This window comes from Pseudomonas karstica, assembly GCF_009707515.1.
Lineage (GTDB): Bacteria > Pseudomonadota > Gammaproteobacteria > Pseudomonadales > Pseudomonadaceae > Aquipseudomonas > Aquipseudomonas karstica.
Genome location: NZ_WLYI01000002.1, coordinates 87,984 through 105,661 on the forward strand (window position 1 = coordinate 87,984; position 17,678 = coordinate 105,661).

A 17,678-nucleotide genomic window follows, 5' to 3' on the forward strand; every position below is an offset into this window, starting at 1 on the left:
CCCGATGAGCATTCAACACTGGCTTAACCATATCGACGGGCAGTGGGTCGATAGCGATCAACACTTGACCATCCTCAACCCTGCCAGCAACCAGCCGGTCGCGACCATGGCCCAGGCCAGCGTCGCCGACGCCGAACTCGCCCTGCAGGCGGCACGGCGCTGCGCGGATAGCGCCGCGCTTACCCGGGTACGCCCCGCCCAACGGGTCAGCTGGCTATTGGAAATCGCCCGGCAGATTCGTCTGGTGGCAGACCAAGGCGCTGAAATCCTTTGCGCGGAAAATGGCAAAACCCTTCGCGATGCGCGGGACGAGTTCACTGAAGCGGCGCGCTATTTCGAATACTACGCCGGCATGGCCGACAAGATTGAAGGCATCTCGGTACCGCTGGGCAATGGCTATATGGACTTCACCCTCTATGAGCCGATGGGTGTTTCGTTGCAGATCGTACCTTGGAACTTTCCGGTATCGATCTGCGCCCGTTCCCTGGCCCCCGCATTAGCCGCAGGCAACGCGGTCGTCATCAAGTCGCCGGAACTCTCGCCACTGGGTCTGTGCGTATTGATGCAGGCGATCGAACGCGCCGGTTTACCCCAAGGCGCGGTCAATCTGCTGTGCGGCCGCGGGCGTGAAGTCGGGGCATTCCTGGCGGCGCACAAAAGCGTTGATCAGATTGTCTTCACCGGCTCGGTACCCACCGGACAAAGCATTTTGCGCGCAGCAGCAGAGAATGCGGTGCCCAGCGTAATGGAGTTGGGCGGCAAATCAGCGGCTCTAGTGTTCGCCGATGCTGACCGCGAACAACTCTTGGCAAGCGTACGCAACGGGATCTTCTTCAATGCCGGGCAGGTCTGTTCCGCGATGTCACGGCTATTGGTCGAGCGCTCTATCTACGACGAAGTGATCGAGCAAGTCGGTGCTCTGGCACGGGGCTTGAACATTGGCCCAGGTTCGGAGAATGCCGAACTGACCCCGGTGATTTCAGCCGCTCAACTTCAAGGCATTCAGGCAATGTGCCAACGCGCCCAACAGGCCGGTGCGAGAGTCGTTGCCGGAGGCGATGCAGTGTCAAGTCTGGCCGGCAACTTCATGCAGCCAACGGTGTTCTGCGATGTTACCGCGGACATGGAAATCGCTCAAAGTGAAGTATTCGGCCCAGTGTTGGCGATCCTGCCCTTCGACACCGAGGAAGAGGCCATCAGCTTGGCCAATGGCACCGACTTCGGCCTGGTGGCTGGCGTATTCACCCAGAATCTGAACCTTGCCCTGCGTTGCTCGCGACGACTGCGGGCGGGCCAGGTGTACGTCAATGAATGGTTTGCCGGCGGCATCGAGACGCCTTTCGGCGGTGTAGGCCTATCCGGTTACGGTCGCGAAAAGGGTCAGGAAGCGCTCTACAGCTATGTGCGTACCAAGAACCTGGCGCTGCGAATCCAGGGCGAGTGAGGGGCGACATCATGAAGAAGTGGCTATGCATTATTTGCGGGCTGATCTACGACGAAGCCCTGGGCTGGCCGGATGACGGAATCGTTGCCGGCACCCGCTGGGAAGATGTACCAGAGGACTGGCTGTGCCCGGAATGCAAGGTAGGCAAGAGTGATTTCGAGATGATCGAGATCACCGAGCCCGCCACTGCTGCGCCGGTAGTCGCGGCAACTGCCCTCCGCCCTGTCGCCGCCCCGGTGCAAGTGGCTCTGCCTGCCGGCCCGGTGGTTATCATCGGCAGCGGTCATGCAGGCTACGGCCTGGCCCAGGCCCTGCGCAAACAAGACCCGAATGTGGAGATCCGCGTACTGACTCGCGAGTCCGGGCATGCCTACTCCAAGCCAGCGTTGTCGATTGCGCTGGCACAGGGTCGAAGCGCGGCCGCATTGTCGAGCGAAAGCCCCCTGGCTATCGAACAACGGCTGGGCATTCGGGTTTACCCGCACTGCCACGTAGAACGCATCGACGCCCAGTCTCGACGCGTCTACACCAACCTCGGTGAAATCACCTATGGCCAACTGGTTCTTGCCAGTGGCGCAGCGCCCGTTCGTGTGCCGGTAGAGGGTTGCGCCGAGGCCATGGTGAGCGTCAACAACCTCTCTGATTATCATGCCTTTCGCACCCAATTGGAGGGTACCCGCCGCATCGCCATCCTCGGCGACGGGCTGATCGGCTGCGAATTCGCCAACGACCTGGCCAGCAGCGGTTTCCAGGTACACGTCATTGGCTTAGGTGCCTGGCCAATGGAGCGTTTGCTTCCGCAATCTGCCGGCCTTCATTTGCAGCAGGCCCTCAGTGAACTGGGTGTGAGCTGGAACCTGCAAACCACCTTGCAACGCATCGAACGCGGCCCCCATGGATTCGAACTGACGCTGTCCAGCGGCGAGCACCTGCAAGCGGATCTGGTGCTGTCAGCCATCGGACTGCGGCCCAACCAGGAACTGGCGATGGCTTGCGGCCTGGAATGCGAACGCGGGATCAAGGTCAATGAATACCTGCAAACCTCGGTGTCCGGCATTTACGCCCTGGGGGACTGCATTGAGATCAACGGCCAATTGATGCCTTACCTGGCACCGATCAACCAAGGTATTGAAGCCCTGGCGCGCACGCTGACAGGCCACGCAACCATCGTTCGATATCCGTTGATGCCCGTCACGGTCAAGACCCCGGCAGCGCCACTGTGCTTGCTTGCGGCACCGGCTGACTGCATTGGTCAATGGCACACTGAACATACGGCCGACGGCCTCAGCGCTGCGTTTCACGATGACGCCGGCACTTTGCGTGGTTTTGTCTTGCTCGGACGCCAAGCGCAGCAACAACGCAGCACCTGGCTGCAGAACTGCCAGGCCTCTCACACACACGTGGCATGAGAACAAAAATATGAACAGTCCAACCATGCACCTGCCCCATGATGACCATGACTGCGGCTGGTATGGGGCGCTGCCCTCGCCCGCTCCTGCCAAACGCCTGAGCGGCCAACAGCAGGCCGACTACGCAGTGATCGGTGCAGGCTTTGCAGGCTTGGCCGCCGCTCGCCGCCTGGCCGAACAAAAGCCCGGTGCACGCATCGTACTGATCGATGCCCAGCGCGTGGGTTACGGTGCCTCCGGACGCAACTCCGGTTTTGTCATAGACCTGCCACATAAAATGGCCCTTGAACATCCAGATCCGGCTCACAAGCAGCGCCTGCTTGGTTTGAATCGCGCGGCTATCGATCAATTGCAAGGACTGGTCCAACAACACCAGATCGACTGCCAGTGGTCTCATGCCGGTAAATATCAGGGGGCTGTCGGCCCGCGAGGGCTCGCCTACCTGGAGCATTTCGAGCGCCTGATGACGGAGCTGGGCGAGCCGTTTCGAAGCGTTGAGGGAGACGAATTGGCTAACGTCATCGGCACCCGCCACTACAGCCGCGCCGTGTATACGCCGGGCTGTTACCTGATGCAGCCGGCAGCGCTGGTTCGCGGTCTGGCCGACTCACTGCCAAAAAACGTCGAACTGCTTGAGCAGTCACCGATCCTGGGCCTCAAGCGTGACAGCAAGGGTCAATGGCTGTTGCAAGGTAGCGATGGCCAGGTTCGTACTCCAAGCCTGCTGCTGGGCACCAGTATCTTCACTCAGGAGTTTGGCTACCTGCGCAGTCGGCTGCTGCCGGTCATGACATTCGCCAGTTGGACCCGACCGTTAAGCCAGGCGGAGATGGTAGCCATCGGCATACAGCCCGACTGGGGCTTGACCCCGGCCGACCACGCCGGTACCACCGTGCGCATGACCCAAGACAACCGCCTCATCATCCGTAACACGTATAAGCACGTGCCGCGCTACGGCAAAAGCGTAAACGAGGCGACACGCGAAGAAATTCGCGCAGGGCATCGCAAGGCGTTGCTGGCTCGCTACCCGCAACTGGCCGGCGTTCCATTCACTCATACCTGGGGGGGCGTCTACGCGATCTCACGTAACTTCACGAACTTCTTCGGCGAGCTGGAAACCGGGGTCTATGCCACTGCTTGCGATAATGGCGTAGGCGCGGCCTGGGGCACGATCTCCGGGGCCTTGCTGGCGGACCTGGCGGTGGGAGCAGAGTCGAGGCACTTGCAAGACATCCAAGCGGTGACTGGCATGCCATCGCGAAACCCACCTGAGCCGCTGCTGGGCCTGGGGGTGCGCACGCGTATTCGCATGGCCGCGTGGAACAGCAGGAGCGAACTGTGAAAATGCTTTCCAGCAAAGGGCCGGTGCGGTTGATCGACCACCGTGATCTCGACTTTGTTCACCGCGGCGGCCCACCTGGCAAGGCGGCTGTCGCGCGGGCCTTGAGCAATGAAATCTCGCCAAACCTGGGTATCGGCTTCGCGCGTTGGGAGGGTGCCGAAGTGGCCTGGACTGTCCTCTACGACGAGGTTATTTTCGTGATTGAAGGATGCTTCGAGCTTAAAGCCAACCACGAACACTACCGAGTTGAGCCAGGGCAAATGCTGTGGATCCCCGAGGGAACTGAGTTGGTTTATGGGGGGTACGCGTTGTTTGGATACGTTGTTTATCCGGGCGACTGGAAGCGACAACATGGATTGGAATGAGTCTTACGCAGGCAAGAGGGACAGCATAGAGCAGGAGCCTGGCCCTTACTTACCCAGCACCTTGCTGAAGGTCTGCCCGGGGGGTTGCAGCCAGCGTGCCTGAACCAATAGCGGGGTCACCGCGGCGCCCGGCTCGACCCGCCCGTCTACCTGCAAGCGCTGGCGCTGCGGGTCGGCCTGGACCTTGAAGCTGTGCTCTGCGGGTAACTGCAGGTCCGCCAGCAGGCGCATCCCATCTCTACATTGCAGCTCGACCCGGGTGCTACCCAGGTTGACCATCCACGGGCTCAGCAGCGCAAGATCGTGGCCAAGCAGCGCACCTTCAGTGGTGCGGCAGGTACGCCCCGCGCCATTGACCTGCAATCGCCCCTCCCAACTGCCGTCCAGCACGAACGTCGTCGGGGGCAAGGCGCTGACCGCGCGGGGAGCCAACTGCGCCTGCCAGTTCCAGGGCCAGCCGTGAATCGACAGCTCCCAGATTCGCTGTTGAAAGCCCAGGTTCAACTGCGCATCCTGCGCCCAGGGCCGGACCTTCCATTCGACCGGCCCCAGGACGCCGAGCCGGGTGGCACGGCCATCCCATACGCTGCCCGAGACCCCGCCGGGCTGCCAGCCAGGCGGCCAATCCAACTGCCGGGCGACAAAGGCCGCTGGCAACTCCAACAGCAAGGTCAGCACAAACACCAAGCCCCCCCATGCGATGGCGCGACTCATGGCCGAACCGCCCCATCCGCCACTTCCAGGCTGAAGGCATAGCCCTGGCCGCCCTGCGCCAGGCTCCACTGCAGCGGCCGGCCGCCCTGCTCCTGCACAGTGCGCAACAATTGCTGCAGGGCCTGGGGCCCGGGCAGTTCGCCTTGCAACTGCCAGCGATCGCCCTGCTGTTCGACACGGGTCAGCACCCACTGTCGCGACGCAGCCAGCGCTTGCCACTGCTCGTTGGTAAACCCCGCAGGCGGCATCAATGTGCGGGCCTGTTGCGCCAATACCTGCCACTGTCGCGCGTCTTGCCAGGCCGCCAGCAGCGGCCGTGTCAACAACACCAGCAGCAACAGCAGCACCATTGACCAGCCTGCCAGCAGGCAATAGCGACGCAGCGGCGGCAGTTGCTTGAAACTGGCCAGGTACTCCAGCATCCGGGCGCTCATGGCTGCTCTCCCAAATCGAAACTCAGTTGCAAATCAGCAGCACCACCTTGGGGCTCGGCACTCAACTGGGCGCCGGCCGCCAGGGCCATTGCTTGCCACTCGGCCGGCGCCGGTCGAGGCCCGTTGCCACGCAGGCCCAGGCGCCAGAACCGGCCATCAAGCTGATTGCTCGACACCGACCAGCCAGGCTGCTGTTGCAGCCAGGTCGAGAGCGCCTGCTCCAGGGCCACAATTTGTTGCTGGCGTACTCGCCAGTCGGTCTCCTGATTCTGCAGGCGCGTGAGTGCCATACGGGCTTGCTGGAGGTTATTGGACGGCCCGGCCACGGCCTTTACCTGTGCTTTCCAGGCATCGAGTTGGTGCAGGGTCTGGACCAGATAAACCACCCCCCAACAAGCCGCCAATAACCCACAACCAAGCAGCAGGCGCCGCTGCACGCCGCTCATCACCGGTGCTCGACGCTCGCGCGTACGCAGGGGCCGCGCATCTTCCAACACGCTGGGCAATTGATCCAGGCAGGCCAGGCGCGACGGCCAGTCCCCCTCAAGTGGTTCGGCAGGCAGCTCGCGCCAGGCTTGCGGCAAGCGTTCACCGAACACCCGCGGCCACACCAGCCACTGCCGGGAATGCGCCTTGAGGCACAGCAACTGTTCACGCTGCCAGCCCACCGCGTGCCCAGGCTCAGGTTGCGGCAACAATTGCAGTTCGGCCCAGCCGTGGCTGATCTGCACCCCAAGCGCCGCACACTCGGCCAACCATTGCTGCACCTGCTGGCGCCGCATCACCAGCAACTCAAGCTGCCCGGACTCGCGGGACAAACAACTGACCAGCAACTCTTCGGCGGGCTGTTGCGCATACTCCTCGAACAGTTGCGGCCACTCATGGCGCTTGAGCCCCGGGGGGGCCGGCAGGCAGAAATGGCTGCAATCAAGAGCTGGAATGATCAGCGCGCCGGGCAGTTCCAGATACGCTGCCGGCGGCGGCCAGGCGCCGCTGGACTGGGCCTGCTGCGCGGCGTAGTGCATCCATTGCCAAGGGCGATCGGGGGTGGCCGGCGGACGCACCAGCAACCACTGTCGCGGTTTGGCCCGCAGACGTTCAAACATGCTCGAGCTCCGACTCATGGCTGGGTATCGGGCAAGGCGAAGGTACAGACATAAGGTGCTCCATGATGCTCGAACTCGATCCGCACGCCACGATTGGGCTGGGCGGCAACAGTGGAAGGAAATGCCAGCCAGCGCGTACCCTGGTAAAAACTCAAGGCAGCGCGGTCGATATGCTCCAGTGACTCGCGAAGCTCCCAACGCGGTTTCCCGGCGGCATACAGGTCTGGCGAGGTAAAGAGGTTCAAGCGCGCTTGCCGGGCATCAAACACCAGGCGCTGGCGTTGCACGCGCGAGGCGGCCTCTGCCGGCGGCCAGGCAGCCAGGGCCACCCATTGCAGTTGCCCAAGCGCGGGCTGCCAATCCAGCCAGGCCAGGCCCTCGGGCAAGCGCTGCTCGTACAACTGGCGCAACACCAGGGCATCGAAGCGGCGCTCCAAAGCCAGGCAGAACTCCAGCACCCGGGGTTCGCTGCCGGGCTCCTCAAGACGCTCGCGAACCTTGATCCAGCCATTGACCAATGCCGCCAGCAACACCCCGACCACCGCCGTCAGCGCCATCGCCACCAACAGTTCGATCAGGGTCAACCCACGCTGCGGCGCCTTCACGGGCGCACCAAAAACAGGCTGAACTGGCCCAACGGTTGGCGCTGCTCGGAGTCGGCAAACAGCGACAATTCCCCACGACGCAAGCGATTGACCCCGGTGTTGCCCAGCCGCAATTGCCAGTAACAGGTGGTGTGTCCCTGGCGCAGTTCCCCTGCCACCGTATTGATCTGCGGCCAGTACCGCTCCACGCCAAACCGCGTCTCCAGTTCCCGTGCGCACAAAGTGCCGATGCGGTGTTGTGCTACCGCTTGATGGGTCGCGATGCGCTGGCGCAACAATTGGCTGACCATCACCGCCATCAGCGCGGCAATACCCAGGGCGACCGTCACTTCGAGCAATGTAAAACCGCGTTGGCGCTTCATGGCTGGGTCGCAATCTGTAGAGTGTTGTCCGCGCGCCATTGCCAGCGCTGGCGGCCTTCGGCCCAGCGCCAGGTCAACGACACGGGGCGGGCCAGCCCCGAGGGGGTGAACATCACCTGCGGCGCGGCACTCACCGGCCAGTCAGGCTGCAGCCCTGCCGGCCAGGGCGTGGTGCGCGACGACTGGACCTGCCACGACGGCTGGCCACGCCCCGGTTGCCAGCGCACGAACTCCGGCTGCCGGCCGTTCCAGCGCAAGCCCAGCAGTTGCCCGCTATGCCGGGCCACGGCCGCTTGCGTGCGGGCCTCGTTGGCCAACTGCGCCAAGGCTTGGTGCATCGGAGCCTGGCCGGCATCCAGCGAGGCCACACCCAGGGCACTGAACAAACCGACAATCAACAAGACCACCAGCATTTCCAGGAGCGAGAACCCGCGGCAGCGCTGCATGCCTAGAGGTTCCAGCTACCGATGTCGGCGTCGGTACCTTCGCCACCTTCCTGGCCATCGGCGCCGAGCGAAAAGATGTCCACCCGGCCATGCTGGCCCGGCGTGCGGTAGCCATAGGCATTGCCCCACGGGTCCTGGGGCAGGCGACGAATGTAGCCGTCGGCGCGCCAGCTACGCGGCAGCGGCTCGATGCCCGGCTTGCTGGTCAGGGCCTGCAAGCCTTGCTCGGAACTGGGGAAGCGCAGGTTGTCGAGCCGGTACATGTCCAGCGCCTGTTCCAGGGTCGCCAGGTCCGCCAGGACCTTCTGGCGCATGGCTTTGTCCTGGCTGCCCAGCACGCTGGGCGCGACCACGGCAATCAGCAGGCCGATGATAAAAATCACCACCATGATTTCCATCAGGGTGAAACCGCGCTCGCGACGCTTGGACACACGATTGCCAGACATGACTTGGATCTCCATTTTTAGGTTCTCTACTTTCAAAAGCTAAGGCCCTGGTTGAGCTGCATGATCGGCAACAGCACCGCCAACACGATGAACAGCACCACCGCGCCCATCAGCAAAATCATCAAGGGTTCGAACAACGCCAGCAGCAGGTCGACCTGCCGCGCAAAACCACGTTCCTGGTTGTCGGCGACCCGCTCGAGCATGTCGGGCAAGGTGCCGCTGGCCTCGCCGCTGGCGACCATGTTCAACAGCATCGGCGGGAAGTGCCCGCTGGCGCTCAGCGCGCGGTACAGGGTCACACCGCCTTCCACCTGTTCACGCACCGCTTCCAGGGCCTGGTGGATCTGTCGGTTACCGACGGTGGCGGTTGCCACCTCCAGTGACTCGAGCAACGGCACGCCACTGCCGAGCAAAATCGCCAGGCTGCGTGAAACCCGCGCACTTTCCAGCACCGAAAGCAACGTGCCGATACGCGGCAAGCGCAATGCCAGGCGGTCGCGACGCAAGCGCCACACGGGCTGGCGCAGCAAGAACCGGGCGAGCAACCCCAGCAGCAAGGCCAGCACCAACAACCACGGACCGAGCATCACCAAGCCCTCGCTGGCGCCGATCAATATTCGGGTAATCAGCGGCAGGCTCTGCCCGGTATGGCTGAATTGTTCGGTGAGCTTGGGCACGACAAAGGCCATCAGGCCGATCACCACCGCCATCGACACCAGGATCAGCACCGCGGGGTAAATCAGCGCAGTGCGGGCCTTGTGCCGTTGCTTCTGGACTTGTTCCAGGTGCTCGGCCAGCCTCTCCAGCACCGGTGCCAACTTGCCGGAGCGCTCCCCAGCCTCGACCAGCGCGCAATACAGCGTATTGAACTGCCCGCCCTGGCGCCGCAGGCTCTGGGCCAGGCTCAAACCTTCACCCAACGCGCCGCGCACCGCCACCAACAAGTTGCGAATGGCAGGTTCTGCCAGTTGGCGCTCCAGGGTGGCCAAGGCATCCACCAAGGGAATGCCGGCGCTCAATAACGTGGCCAACTGGCGCGTCAATTCACACAGTTGTGCATGGCTCAAGCGCTGCCCACGCGGGCTGGCCAAGCTTGAGTTTTGCACCTGCAACTCACGGGCGAACAGTCCCTGTTCGCGCAGCAATTGGCGGGCATGACGCTCGCTTTCGGCCTGGATACTGGCTTTGCGGCGACGCCCAAGGAGGTCCAACGCCTGGTAGCGATACGTAGGCATCAGTCGCGCACCGCGCGCAGCACTTGTTCCAGGCTGGTCTCGCCACGGCGCAGGCAGTCAGTGGCCATGGCGGTCAGGCTCTGGCGCTTGTCCGCCAGGTATTCATGCATGGCCATTTCGCTGGCGCCGTCGTACAGCAAGCTGATCAGCCCGGCATCCAGTGTGATGAATTCGTAGAGCCCGATACGCCCGTTGTAACCACTGCCCTGGCAGTCTTCGCAGCCCTGGGGGTGAAAGCTCTGGTCCAGTTGCGCCAACTCCGGCCACAACTGGCGTTCGGCGGCCTGCAATGGCACGGGCGTGGCGCAATGGCACAAGCGCCGCACCAGGCGCTGGGCCATTACGCCCTTGAGGCTGGAGGCGATCAGGAAGGGTTCGATGCCCATGTCGCGCAAGCGGGTCACCGCGCCCACCGCACTGTTGGTGTGCAGCGTCGAGAGCACCAGGTGCCCGGTGAGGCTGGCTTGCACCGCGATCTGCGCGGTCTCCTGGTCACGGATTTCACCGAGCATGATCACATCCGGGTCCTGACGCAGAATCGCCCGCAGGCCACTGGCGAAGGTCATGCCGGCGCGGGGGTTGATCGCGGTCTGGCCGATGCCGGTAATCGCGTATTCCACCGGGTCTTCGACGGTGAGGATGTTGCACGAGCCATCGTTCAACGTATTGAGGCTGGCGTAGAGCGTGGTGGTTTTGCCCGAGCCGGTTGGCCCAGTGCTCAGCAAGATGCCGTTGGGCCGCGACAGGCAGGCACGCAAGTCGCGCTCGACTTCAGCGGGCATGCCCAGGTTATTCAAGTCCAACAGGTTGGCCTGCTTGTCCAGCACCCGCATCACTACCCGCTCGCCGTGGATACCGGGCAAGGTCGAAACGCGGATATCCACCTCGCGGCCGCCCGAGCGTAGGGTGATGCGCCCATCCTGGGGCTGGCGTTTTTCGGCGATATCCAGCCGCGCCATGACTTTGATCCGCGACACCAGCATCGCCGACAAGGCCCGGGGTGGCCGCAAAATTTCGCGCAGATGACCATCGACCCGCAGCCGCACCACCAGGCTTTGCTCGAAGGTCTCGATATGAATATCCGAAGCCCGCAAACGCAAGCCCTCGGCAAACAACCCGTTGATCAGGCGGATCACCGGCGCCTCGTTGTCGCTCTCGAGCAGGTCCTCGATTCGTGGCAGTTCGTTGATCAGGCTGTCGAGGTCGACGTGCTCGCCGATGCCCTCGATCAAGGCTGCGGTGGCCGACTCGCCGGCCTGGTACAAGCCGCCCAGGCGCAGTTCGTACTGGGCCGGGTCCAGGTGCTCGACCGCCGACGGCAAGCCGTGGACCCGCAACACTTCCTGCAAGGCATCGGTGTCGACATCCTCACGCAGCCACAAAGCCCAGCCCTCAGGAGCCGGCGCCCGCGCCAGTCCTGCCTGGCGCGCCAGCCGATAGGGCAACAGAGTACTCACCATGTACCCTCATCCAGACGCTCGCGGCTGGCTGGAAACAGCTGCAACAAGGCGTTGCTGTCCGAGAGCGCCGGCAACGCCAGCGTCGAGTTGGCCTTGAGGTTGCGGTACTTCTCGCTGCTGAGCTGGGCCAGGGTGTCACCGTCGCGTACGATCCGCGGGCGGATAAACACCATCAGGTTCTGCTTGGTGCGCTGGCTGTTGGTAGAGCGAAACAGCCGCCCCAGGTAGGGAATATCACCGAGCAACGGCACCCGCTGGTCACCGGTCTTGGCCTCGTCGCCGATCAACCCGCCGAGCACCACCAGGCCGTTGTCATCGACCATGACCTTGGTCTTGATCTCGCGCTTGTTGGTGATCACATCGCTGGCACCGCTGCTGTCGGCGATCGACGAGACCTCTTGGACGATATCCAAACGCACCGTGTTGTCGATATTGATCTGCGGTTTGATCCGCAGCTTGATCCCCACTTCCTTACGCTCAATGGTCTGGTAGGGGTTGGTATTGTTTTGTGTCACGGAGCCGGTGACGAAGGGCACTTCCTGGCCCACCAGGATCGACGCTTCGGCGTTGTCCAGGGTCAGCAAGGTCGGGGTCGACAGCAGGTTGAAGCCACTTTCGCTTTTCAGCGCATTGAGCAGCGCGAGGAAGTTCAGTCCGCCACCGTTGAGGTTGCCGACACCTGCGGTGACCCCCGGCACATTGGCCAGCAATTTGCTCAAGCCTGCAGTGTCGTTGCTTGAAGCGGCCGCCGCCAGGCTGGTGATGCTCGCACCGCTGTTGGTGAAGTTGACCGTACCGCCGCCAAAGGAGTTGCCCATGAACAGCCATTGCACCCCCAACTCCTGGGCGCGGGTGTCGGAGACTTCGGCAATGATCGCCTCGACCACCACCTGAGCGCGGCGAATATCCAACTGTTCGACGATGGAGCGGTAGGCGGCAATTTCGCTGTCCGGCCCCACCATCACCACCGCGTTGGTGCCCTCCTCCGACTCCATGCGAATGCCTGAGGAACTGGCTGCAACCTGCTTCTGCTCGCCTTCAATAGGGACGCCTTCAGCCGCGCCGCCTGCGTCCTGGCTCAAGCCGCGTAGCACCTTGACCACCTCGGCCGCGTTGGCATGACGCAAATACATCACCACCGTATTCGAGGTGCGCAATGCACTTTGCGGCTGATCCAACTGTTTGAGCAGCGCGCGCACACGCTGCCGGCTGTCGGCGCTACCACGCACCAGCAACGCGTTACTGCGTGGGTCGGCGATCACCTGGGCACTGTCGGCGCCCTGCTCACGGGCCAGTAGACGCGTCATCAATTGTGCCGTGTCATTCGCGCTGGCATTGGCCAGGGGCAGCACTTCCAGAGGTTCCTGGCTGACCTGGTCAAGTTGCAGCAGCAGATCGTCGATGCGGTCCAGGTTGCTGCGCCAGTCAGTGATCACCAGCAGGTTGGCCGAGGGATATGGGGTAATCACTCCGACCCGGGGGTCGATCAATGGCTTGAGGATGTTGAGCATCTGTTCACTGGCGGCGTTGCGCACGCTGAACACCCGGGTGGCCATGCCGTCATTGATTTTCGCGTCCTGGCGCGAAGACTCCACCGGCACCGGCTCCAGCCGTGCGGCCTGGTCCGGCACGATCTTCACGCTGCCGTTGGGCAGGTCGACCGCGGCGAAGCCCTGGGCGCGCAACTGGGCGAGAAAGATGTCGTAGATTTCTTCGCTGCCGAGCATCTCGATGCTGCGCACCGTGACCTTGCCCTTGACCCGTGGGTCGATGATGAAGGTGGTGTTGGTGATGCGCGACACGCTGTCGATAAATTCCGTCAGTTCGGTGTCGATGAAATTGACTTCATACAACGCTGTTTCTTCTTCGGCGCTGGCCGGGGTAAAGCTCAAGGCCAGGCACAGCGCCGTCAGGCCCAGGCATTTATTGATCATGTGCATAGTCAGCTCATTCCTGGCGCTTGAGGCCGATCACCGGCCGTTGTGGCGGCCACGGCAGGCGCTCGCGCTGTCCTTGATTGTCGAAAATCAGCCCGCGCGCATCGATATCCTGCAAGACGATGCCCGGGGCCAGGCGCTGACCCAAGGTCAGCGTGCGTTCTTGTTGTTGGTAACGCAGCACCACCACCGTGGCGCGTAACTGGCTGGCTTTGAGGCTGCCCAGGTAATCGACCTTCAGCATGGTCAGCGGCAGGTCGCTGCTGGGCGCCTGGCGCGGCGTCCAGTGGCCATGCAACAGGCCGGCTACCGGCGCCGGTGCCGGGTACGGCGCGACCGGTTGTGCGACGCCGTGCCAGAGCTGCAGCACACAGCGCGCCGCCAGCCAGGCAAACAGGGTCACCAGCAATAGATTGAACAGGCCGCCCGCACGGCTCAACTGACCAGGCTCCGTGGGTGCCACCCCGGGTGCCCCTGCACGTAGCGCACTTCGGGCAGTTGCAATGGCGCCAATTGCCAATCCGTCGGCTGCTCACGCAACCAGCCTTCCACGTGCTGCCACAAGGGCTGCCCGGCATCGGCGGCAAAGCCCAGGCCAAAGGTGCGGCAAGTGCCGACAGGCTCGGCAAACTCACTGACCCGTTTGCCGCCAGGGCTATAAGAGACTTGCCAGGGCTGACCGAGCCAGCGCGGCAGGTCCTGGCTGTTATCGAGCAGCAACGGCTCGCCAAACAGTTGCTCGGCGGCGTTCTCCAACACCTGCCGCACCTGTTGCGCCGGCACATCGACCACCGGCGCCGGGTAGCTGGCGCTCAGGCTGATCAAGTGCTCGCGGGTAATCATCTGGCCGCGCGCCAAGGGGCTGTCGTAGCGCAACCCAGGCAGCAGCACCGCACTTTCGGGCTGCGGGGCCAGGGCCTGGTGCAACAAGCGATCCCAACTGCCAGCACGCACATCGCGGCGCCAGAGGTTTTCCGGGGCCCTGGCCAATGGTTGATCCAGCCAGCCAGCATGGGCCGCACGTTGTTGTTGCAAGGATTGTTGCAGGCGCTGGGCATGGGCTTGGCCAGCGGCATCCAGGGCAGTGCCCTGGGCCGGATAAAAACGTGCGTCAAAGCGCCATTGCCCAGCCTGCGCCTGGCAGCGGATACGAAACGTGCCGCTGGCTCGGGTCCCGCCCAGTACCACCGGAACCCGCTTGCCCGAGCTTTGCAGGACTTCCACCGGTTGCGGCCACAAATCCTGGCCTCGGGCACAAAGCACCAGATCGACCTGACTCAGGCGCTCGGCCAGCCAGAACCCCGGGCCGGTGCCGACGTCTGCCAGGGCCACCACCAGGTCGGCTTCGGCCCGGGCCTGGGTCAATACCGGTTGCAGGCTGTGCAGCCATTGCTTCAAGGAGGCTTTCTGATCCCGCGCATAAGGGTCGGTGATACCCACCACGGCGATGCGCACGCCACCGCGCCGGAACACACTCATGCCGGGGGTGGCCAGGCGTTGTGCACTGTCGCTGGCCAGCCCGGCGCCAAGCACCGGATGGCCGAACTGGTGGTACAGCCCCTGGCATTGTTCCGGCCACAGTACGCGTTCATCGCTGCTGACCCGCACTTCGCTGCCAAGCAACTGGCTGCCCTGGACCCCGGACAGGCCTCGGGTCAGGTAGGCCAGGCCGCTGCCGTTCCAGCACTGGCCGTTTTCCAGGGTCAAGCTATTGTCCTGGCCCGCTTCATCACGCAAACGTTGCAGCACAGCACCGAGTACCGCGTAGCCTCCGGTTTCCACGGTGTCACTCAAGGAGGCATCCAGCAAACCATCCAGTTGGCTGCCATCGACTTGACGAAAACGCGCATTGGCCCCGGTAATCCAGGGCGGCTGGCCGATCCGTGTCGCCGGGCCGAGGCGCGTGGCGGGCACCACCGGGCGACCGGGCAGGCGTGCATCAAGGGTGTCGGCGATATACAACAGGTCCACCGGCTGACTGTCCTGCGGCCCCGCCGCCGCCCCCAGGCTGGAGCAGCCGGCCAGCCAAGGCGCACAGGCGCCCAGCGTCATCCATCCCAATACATCGCGCCGCACCATTGAAGCCATTGATCCCTCACCCTGAAGCCAACTCTCACAAGGGCGGCATAGTGGGGGGCAATTAATGACGGTTTAATGTCAGTTTTCTAACAAGGGTAAAATGTTAGCCCTTGTAACAAAAGGAAATAAAAGAAATGGAATTAAATCCATTTTTAACAAAACCGCCAAAGAATCATCACACTTGACTCTTACAGTTCCGGCTCCTTTCAAACAATCGTGATTTATAAAAGGGCCTGATGAAATGAGTCGAGAGACTGGCGACAACCAGAATCGCAACCTGAGCCTCAATGAGCCGATGGAATCGGTACTCACTGCCTACCTGAGCCGCCGCAGTGTGGTACGTGGCGGGCTCGGCGCCGCGATCGCCATGATTGCCGGTACCGGCCTGACGGGATGCTTTGACAGCGACAGTGGTTCAGACAACGACACTCCCCCTACTCCGACCCCCGAGCCGGGGCTGAAGCTGGGCTTCAAGTCGATCCCCGGTTCTCTCACCGACGCCTGCACCGTGGCTGCCGGCTACACTGCCCACGTCCTGGCACCCTGGGGCACGCCGCTGAACAGCAACGCCGCCGCCTGGAAAAGCGACGGCAGCAATACCTCGACCGACCAGGTCAACTCGGTGGGCATGAACCACGACGGCATGCACTTCTTCCCCATCAATGGCAGTTCCACCGATGGCCTGATCGCCATCAACCACGAATATATCGACCAAGCCGCTCTGCACCCGTCTGGTCCGACCCTGGTCGGCGGCATACGCCCAGCCGAAGAAGTACGCAAGGAAATCAACGCCCACGGCGGCGGCGTGATGCGCGTGACCAAGGTCGGCGGCCGTTGGCAGGTGATTGAAAACGACCCGCTGAACCGCCGCTTCACCACGGCCACGGTCATGGACCTGGCAGGCCCGATGAAAGGCACCGACCACGTCAAGACCAAGTTCTCGCCGACCGGTACCCAGACCCGCGGTACCAACAACAACTGCGGCAATGGCTACACCCCATGGGGTACCTACCTCACCTGCGAAGAAAACTGGCCAGGGGTTTTCGTCAATAAAAGCGGAACTCGGCCAGCGGACCAAGTGCGCATCGGCGTGGGTACCAGCAACGGCAACTATCGCTGGGAAACCGCCGCCGGCGACCCGAGCGAGGTGGCCGAAGAGTTCAGTCGTTTCGACGTGACCCCGACCGGCGCCACGGCGACCGACGACTACCGTAATGAAGCCAGCACCTATGGCTACATCGTCGAGATTGATCCTTACGATGCCACGACCCGCGCAGTGAAACGCACCGCCCTCGGCCGTTTCCGCCATGAAGGTTGCTGGCCAGGCCTGACCACCGCCGGCAAGCCGGTGGTGTTCTACAGCGGCGACGACTCGCAAAACGAGTACCTGTACAAGTTCGTCTCCACTGCGCTGTGGGACCCGGCCGACGCCAACCCGAGCAATCGCCTGGCAACCGGCGCCAAGTACATGGACAGCGGCAAACTTTACGTGGCCCGCTTCAATGCCGACGGCAGTGGCGATTGGTTGCTGCTCGACGTGGCCAGCGCCACCACCGATGGCAGCACCCTGGGAGCAAAGTTCACCGACCTGCCGGGGATAATCCTCAACACCCGTGGCGCCGCCGACGCCGTGGGCGCCACGCCCATGGATCGCCCCGAGTGGACCTCGGTCAACCCGCTCAATGGCGACGTCTACCTGACGCTCACCAACAACACCAGCCGCACCGTGGCCAACGCCGCCAACCCGCGCGTCAACAACAAGCACGGGCATATCATGCGTTGGCATGACGCCGATAATCAGGTGTCCTTCACCTGGGACATCTTCGTCTTTGGCGCCAACGCCGCTGGCACCCCGGACATCAACCGCAGCGGCCTTACCGCGCTGAACCAGTTCGCCAGCCCGGACGGCATGAGCTTCGACAGCCGTGGGGTGATGTGGATCCAGACTGACAACGGCGAATCAACTATCACCAGCTACACCAACGACCAAATGCTGGTGGTGATTCCCACCAACCTGGTCGACGCCCAGGGCAAACAAGTGCCGGTCAGCGCCCAGAACCAGGCCGACCTGCGGCGATTCTTCGTCGGGCCTAACGGTGCGGAAGTGACCGGGGTGACCTTTACCCCGGACAACAAGACAGTGTTCGTCAACATCCAGCACCCGGAGAACTGGCCATCTACCGACGTGGCCACCGATGTCACCGCCGGCACCGTGCGTCCACGCGCCAGCACCGTGGTGATCCAGCGCGCCGACGGGGGTGAACTGGCAATCGCCTAACAAATCCGGCCATTGC

The 17,678-nt window shown here is 63.1% G+C and carries 17 protein-coding genes and 1 pseudogene; 6 read left to right on the plus strand and 12 right to left on the minus strand.

Going from position 1 to position 17,678, the window contains the following annotated elements; all coding sequences use genetic code 11:
* The first annotated feature begins 4 nt into the window (after positions 1-4).
* The 5 genes and pseudogenes from GIR22_RS01865 to GIR22_RS01880 all read left to right on the plus strand — a co-directional run bounded on the left by GIR22_RS01865 (position 5) and on the right by GIR22_RS01880 (position 4,560).
* The gene (locus GIR22_RS01865; protein WP_154741651.1) at positions 5-1,444 is read left to right on the plus strand and encodes an aldehyde dehydrogenase family protein; all 1,440 of its coding nucleotides are present in this window, start codon (positions 5-7) and stop codon (positions 1,442-1,444) included.
* 11 nt (positions 1,445-1,455) lie between these two features.
* Positions 1,456-1,617, plus strand: a pseudogene (locus GIR22_RS26210) (rubredoxin); the annotation flags it as partial.
* On the plus strand, positions 1,606-2,853 hold the full coding sequence (locus tag GIR22_RS01870) for an FAD-dependent oxidoreductase (protein ID WP_246207762.1): 1,248 nt from the start codon (positions 1,606-1,608) through the stop codon (positions 2,851-2,853). The pseudogene GIR22_RS26210 and the gene GIR22_RS01870, both read left to right, overlap by 12 nt.
* A 10-nt stretch (positions 2,854-2,863) precedes the next feature.
* Positions 2,864-4,195: an NAD(P)/FAD-dependent oxidoreductase gene (locus GIR22_RS01875; protein WP_154741653.1), complete on the plus strand. Its 1,332-nt coding sequence runs from the start codon at positions 2,864-2,866 to the stop codon at positions 4,193-4,195.
* A 2-nt stretch (positions 4,196-4,197) separates the two neighbouring features.
* Positions 4,198-4,560, plus strand: coding sequence for an ethanolamine utilization protein EutQ (locus tag GIR22_RS01880; protein ID WP_154741828.1), 363 nt, complete (start codon positions 4,198-4,200; stop codon positions 4,558-4,560).
* A 45-nt stretch (positions 4,561-4,605) separates the two neighbouring features.
* Here the strand turns inward: GIR22_RS01880 and gspN are convergent, their stop codons facing one another.
* Genes gspN through GIR22_RS01940 form a run of 12 tightly spaced genes read right to left on the minus strand, consistent with a single transcriptional unit; the run spans position 4,606 to position 15,393 of the window.
* A complete protein-coding gene (gene gspN, locus GIR22_RS01885; RefSeq protein ID WP_154741654.1) occupies positions 4,606-5,274 on the minus strand; it encodes a type II secretion system protein N in 669 nt (222 codons plus the stop codon).
* Positions 5,271-5,708, minus strand: a complete 438-nt coding sequence (gene gspM / locus GIR22_RS01890; protein WP_154741655.1) for a type II secretion system protein GspM — start codon at positions 5,706-5,708, stop codon at positions 5,271-5,273. The genes gspN and gspM overlap by 4 nt, the downstream gene beginning before the upstream one ends.
* Positions 5,705-6,814, minus strand: a complete 1,110-nt coding sequence (locus GIR22_RS01895; protein WP_178122039.1) for a type II secretion system protein GspL — start codon at positions 6,812-6,814, stop codon at positions 5,705-5,707. Before GIR22_RS01895 ends, gspM begins: the two co-directional genes overlap by 4 nt.
* A gap of 14 nt (positions 6,815-6,828) precedes the next feature.
* Entirely contained in the window at positions 6,829-7,419 is a 591-nt protein-coding gene (locus GIR22_RS01900) for a prepilin-type N-terminal cleavage/methylation domain-containing protein (RefSeq protein WP_178122040.1), read from the minus strand.
* Positions 7,416-7,781: a type II secretion system protein gene (locus GIR22_RS01905; protein WP_154741657.1), complete on the minus strand. Its 366-nt coding sequence runs from the start codon at positions 7,779-7,781 to the stop codon at positions 7,416-7,418. The genes GIR22_RS01900 and GIR22_RS01905 overlap by 4 nt, the downstream gene beginning before the upstream one ends.
* Positions 7,778-8,227 (minus strand): type II secretion system minor pseudopilin GspH, encoded by a 450-nt coding sequence (gene gspH, locus GIR22_RS01910; protein WP_154741658.1) that lies wholly within the window; start codon positions 8,225-8,227, stop codon positions 7,778-7,780. Before gspH ends, GIR22_RS01905 begins: the two co-directional genes overlap by 4 nt.
* 2 nt (positions 8,228-8,229) lie before the next feature.
* Positions 8,230-8,673 (minus strand): type II secretion system major pseudopilin GspG, encoded by a 444-nt coding sequence (gene gspG / locus GIR22_RS01915; RefSeq protein ID WP_154741659.1) that lies wholly within the window; start codon positions 8,671-8,673, stop codon positions 8,230-8,232.
* Between the two features lie 32 nt (positions 8,674-8,705).
* Positions 8,706-9,908: a type II secretion system inner membrane protein GspF gene (gene gspF / locus GIR22_RS01920; RefSeq protein WP_154741660.1), complete on the minus strand. Its 1,203-nt coding sequence runs from the start codon at positions 9,906-9,908 to the stop codon at positions 8,706-8,708.
* Complete coding sequence (locus GIR22_RS01925) at positions 9,908-11,356, minus strand: GspE/PulE family protein (RefSeq protein ID WP_154741831.1); 1,449 nt, start codon at positions 11,354-11,356, stop codon at positions 9,908-9,910. The genes gspF and GIR22_RS01925 overlap by 1 nt, the downstream gene beginning before the upstream one ends.
* A 5-nt stretch (positions 11,357-11,361) precedes the next feature.
* Positions 11,362-13,308 (minus strand): type II secretion system secretin GspD, encoded by a 1,947-nt coding sequence (gspD, locus tag GIR22_RS01930; RefSeq protein ID WP_246207739.1) that lies wholly within the window; start codon positions 13,306-13,308, stop codon positions 11,362-11,364.
* Between the two features lie 7 nt (positions 13,309-13,315).
* Positions 13,316-13,744, minus strand: coding sequence for a pilus assembly protein PilZ (locus GIR22_RS01935; protein ID WP_154741661.1), 429 nt, complete (start codon positions 13,742-13,744; stop codon positions 13,316-13,318).
* A complete protein-coding gene (locus GIR22_RS01940; protein WP_154741662.1) occupies positions 13,741-15,393 on the minus strand; it encodes a bifunctional UDP-sugar hydrolase/5'-nucleotidase in 1,653 nt (550 codons plus the stop codon). Before GIR22_RS01940 ends, GIR22_RS01935 begins: the two co-directional genes overlap by 4 nt.
* A 232-nt stretch (positions 15,394-15,625) precedes the next feature.
* On the opposite strand from GIR22_RS01940, the gene GIR22_RS01945 reads away from it, so the two are divergent.
* A complete protein-coding gene (locus GIR22_RS01945) occupies positions 15,626-17,662 on the plus strand; it encodes a PhoX family protein (RefSeq protein ID WP_154741663.1) in 2,037 nt (678 codons plus the stop codon).
* Positions 17,663-17,678: the final 16 nt, after the last annotated feature.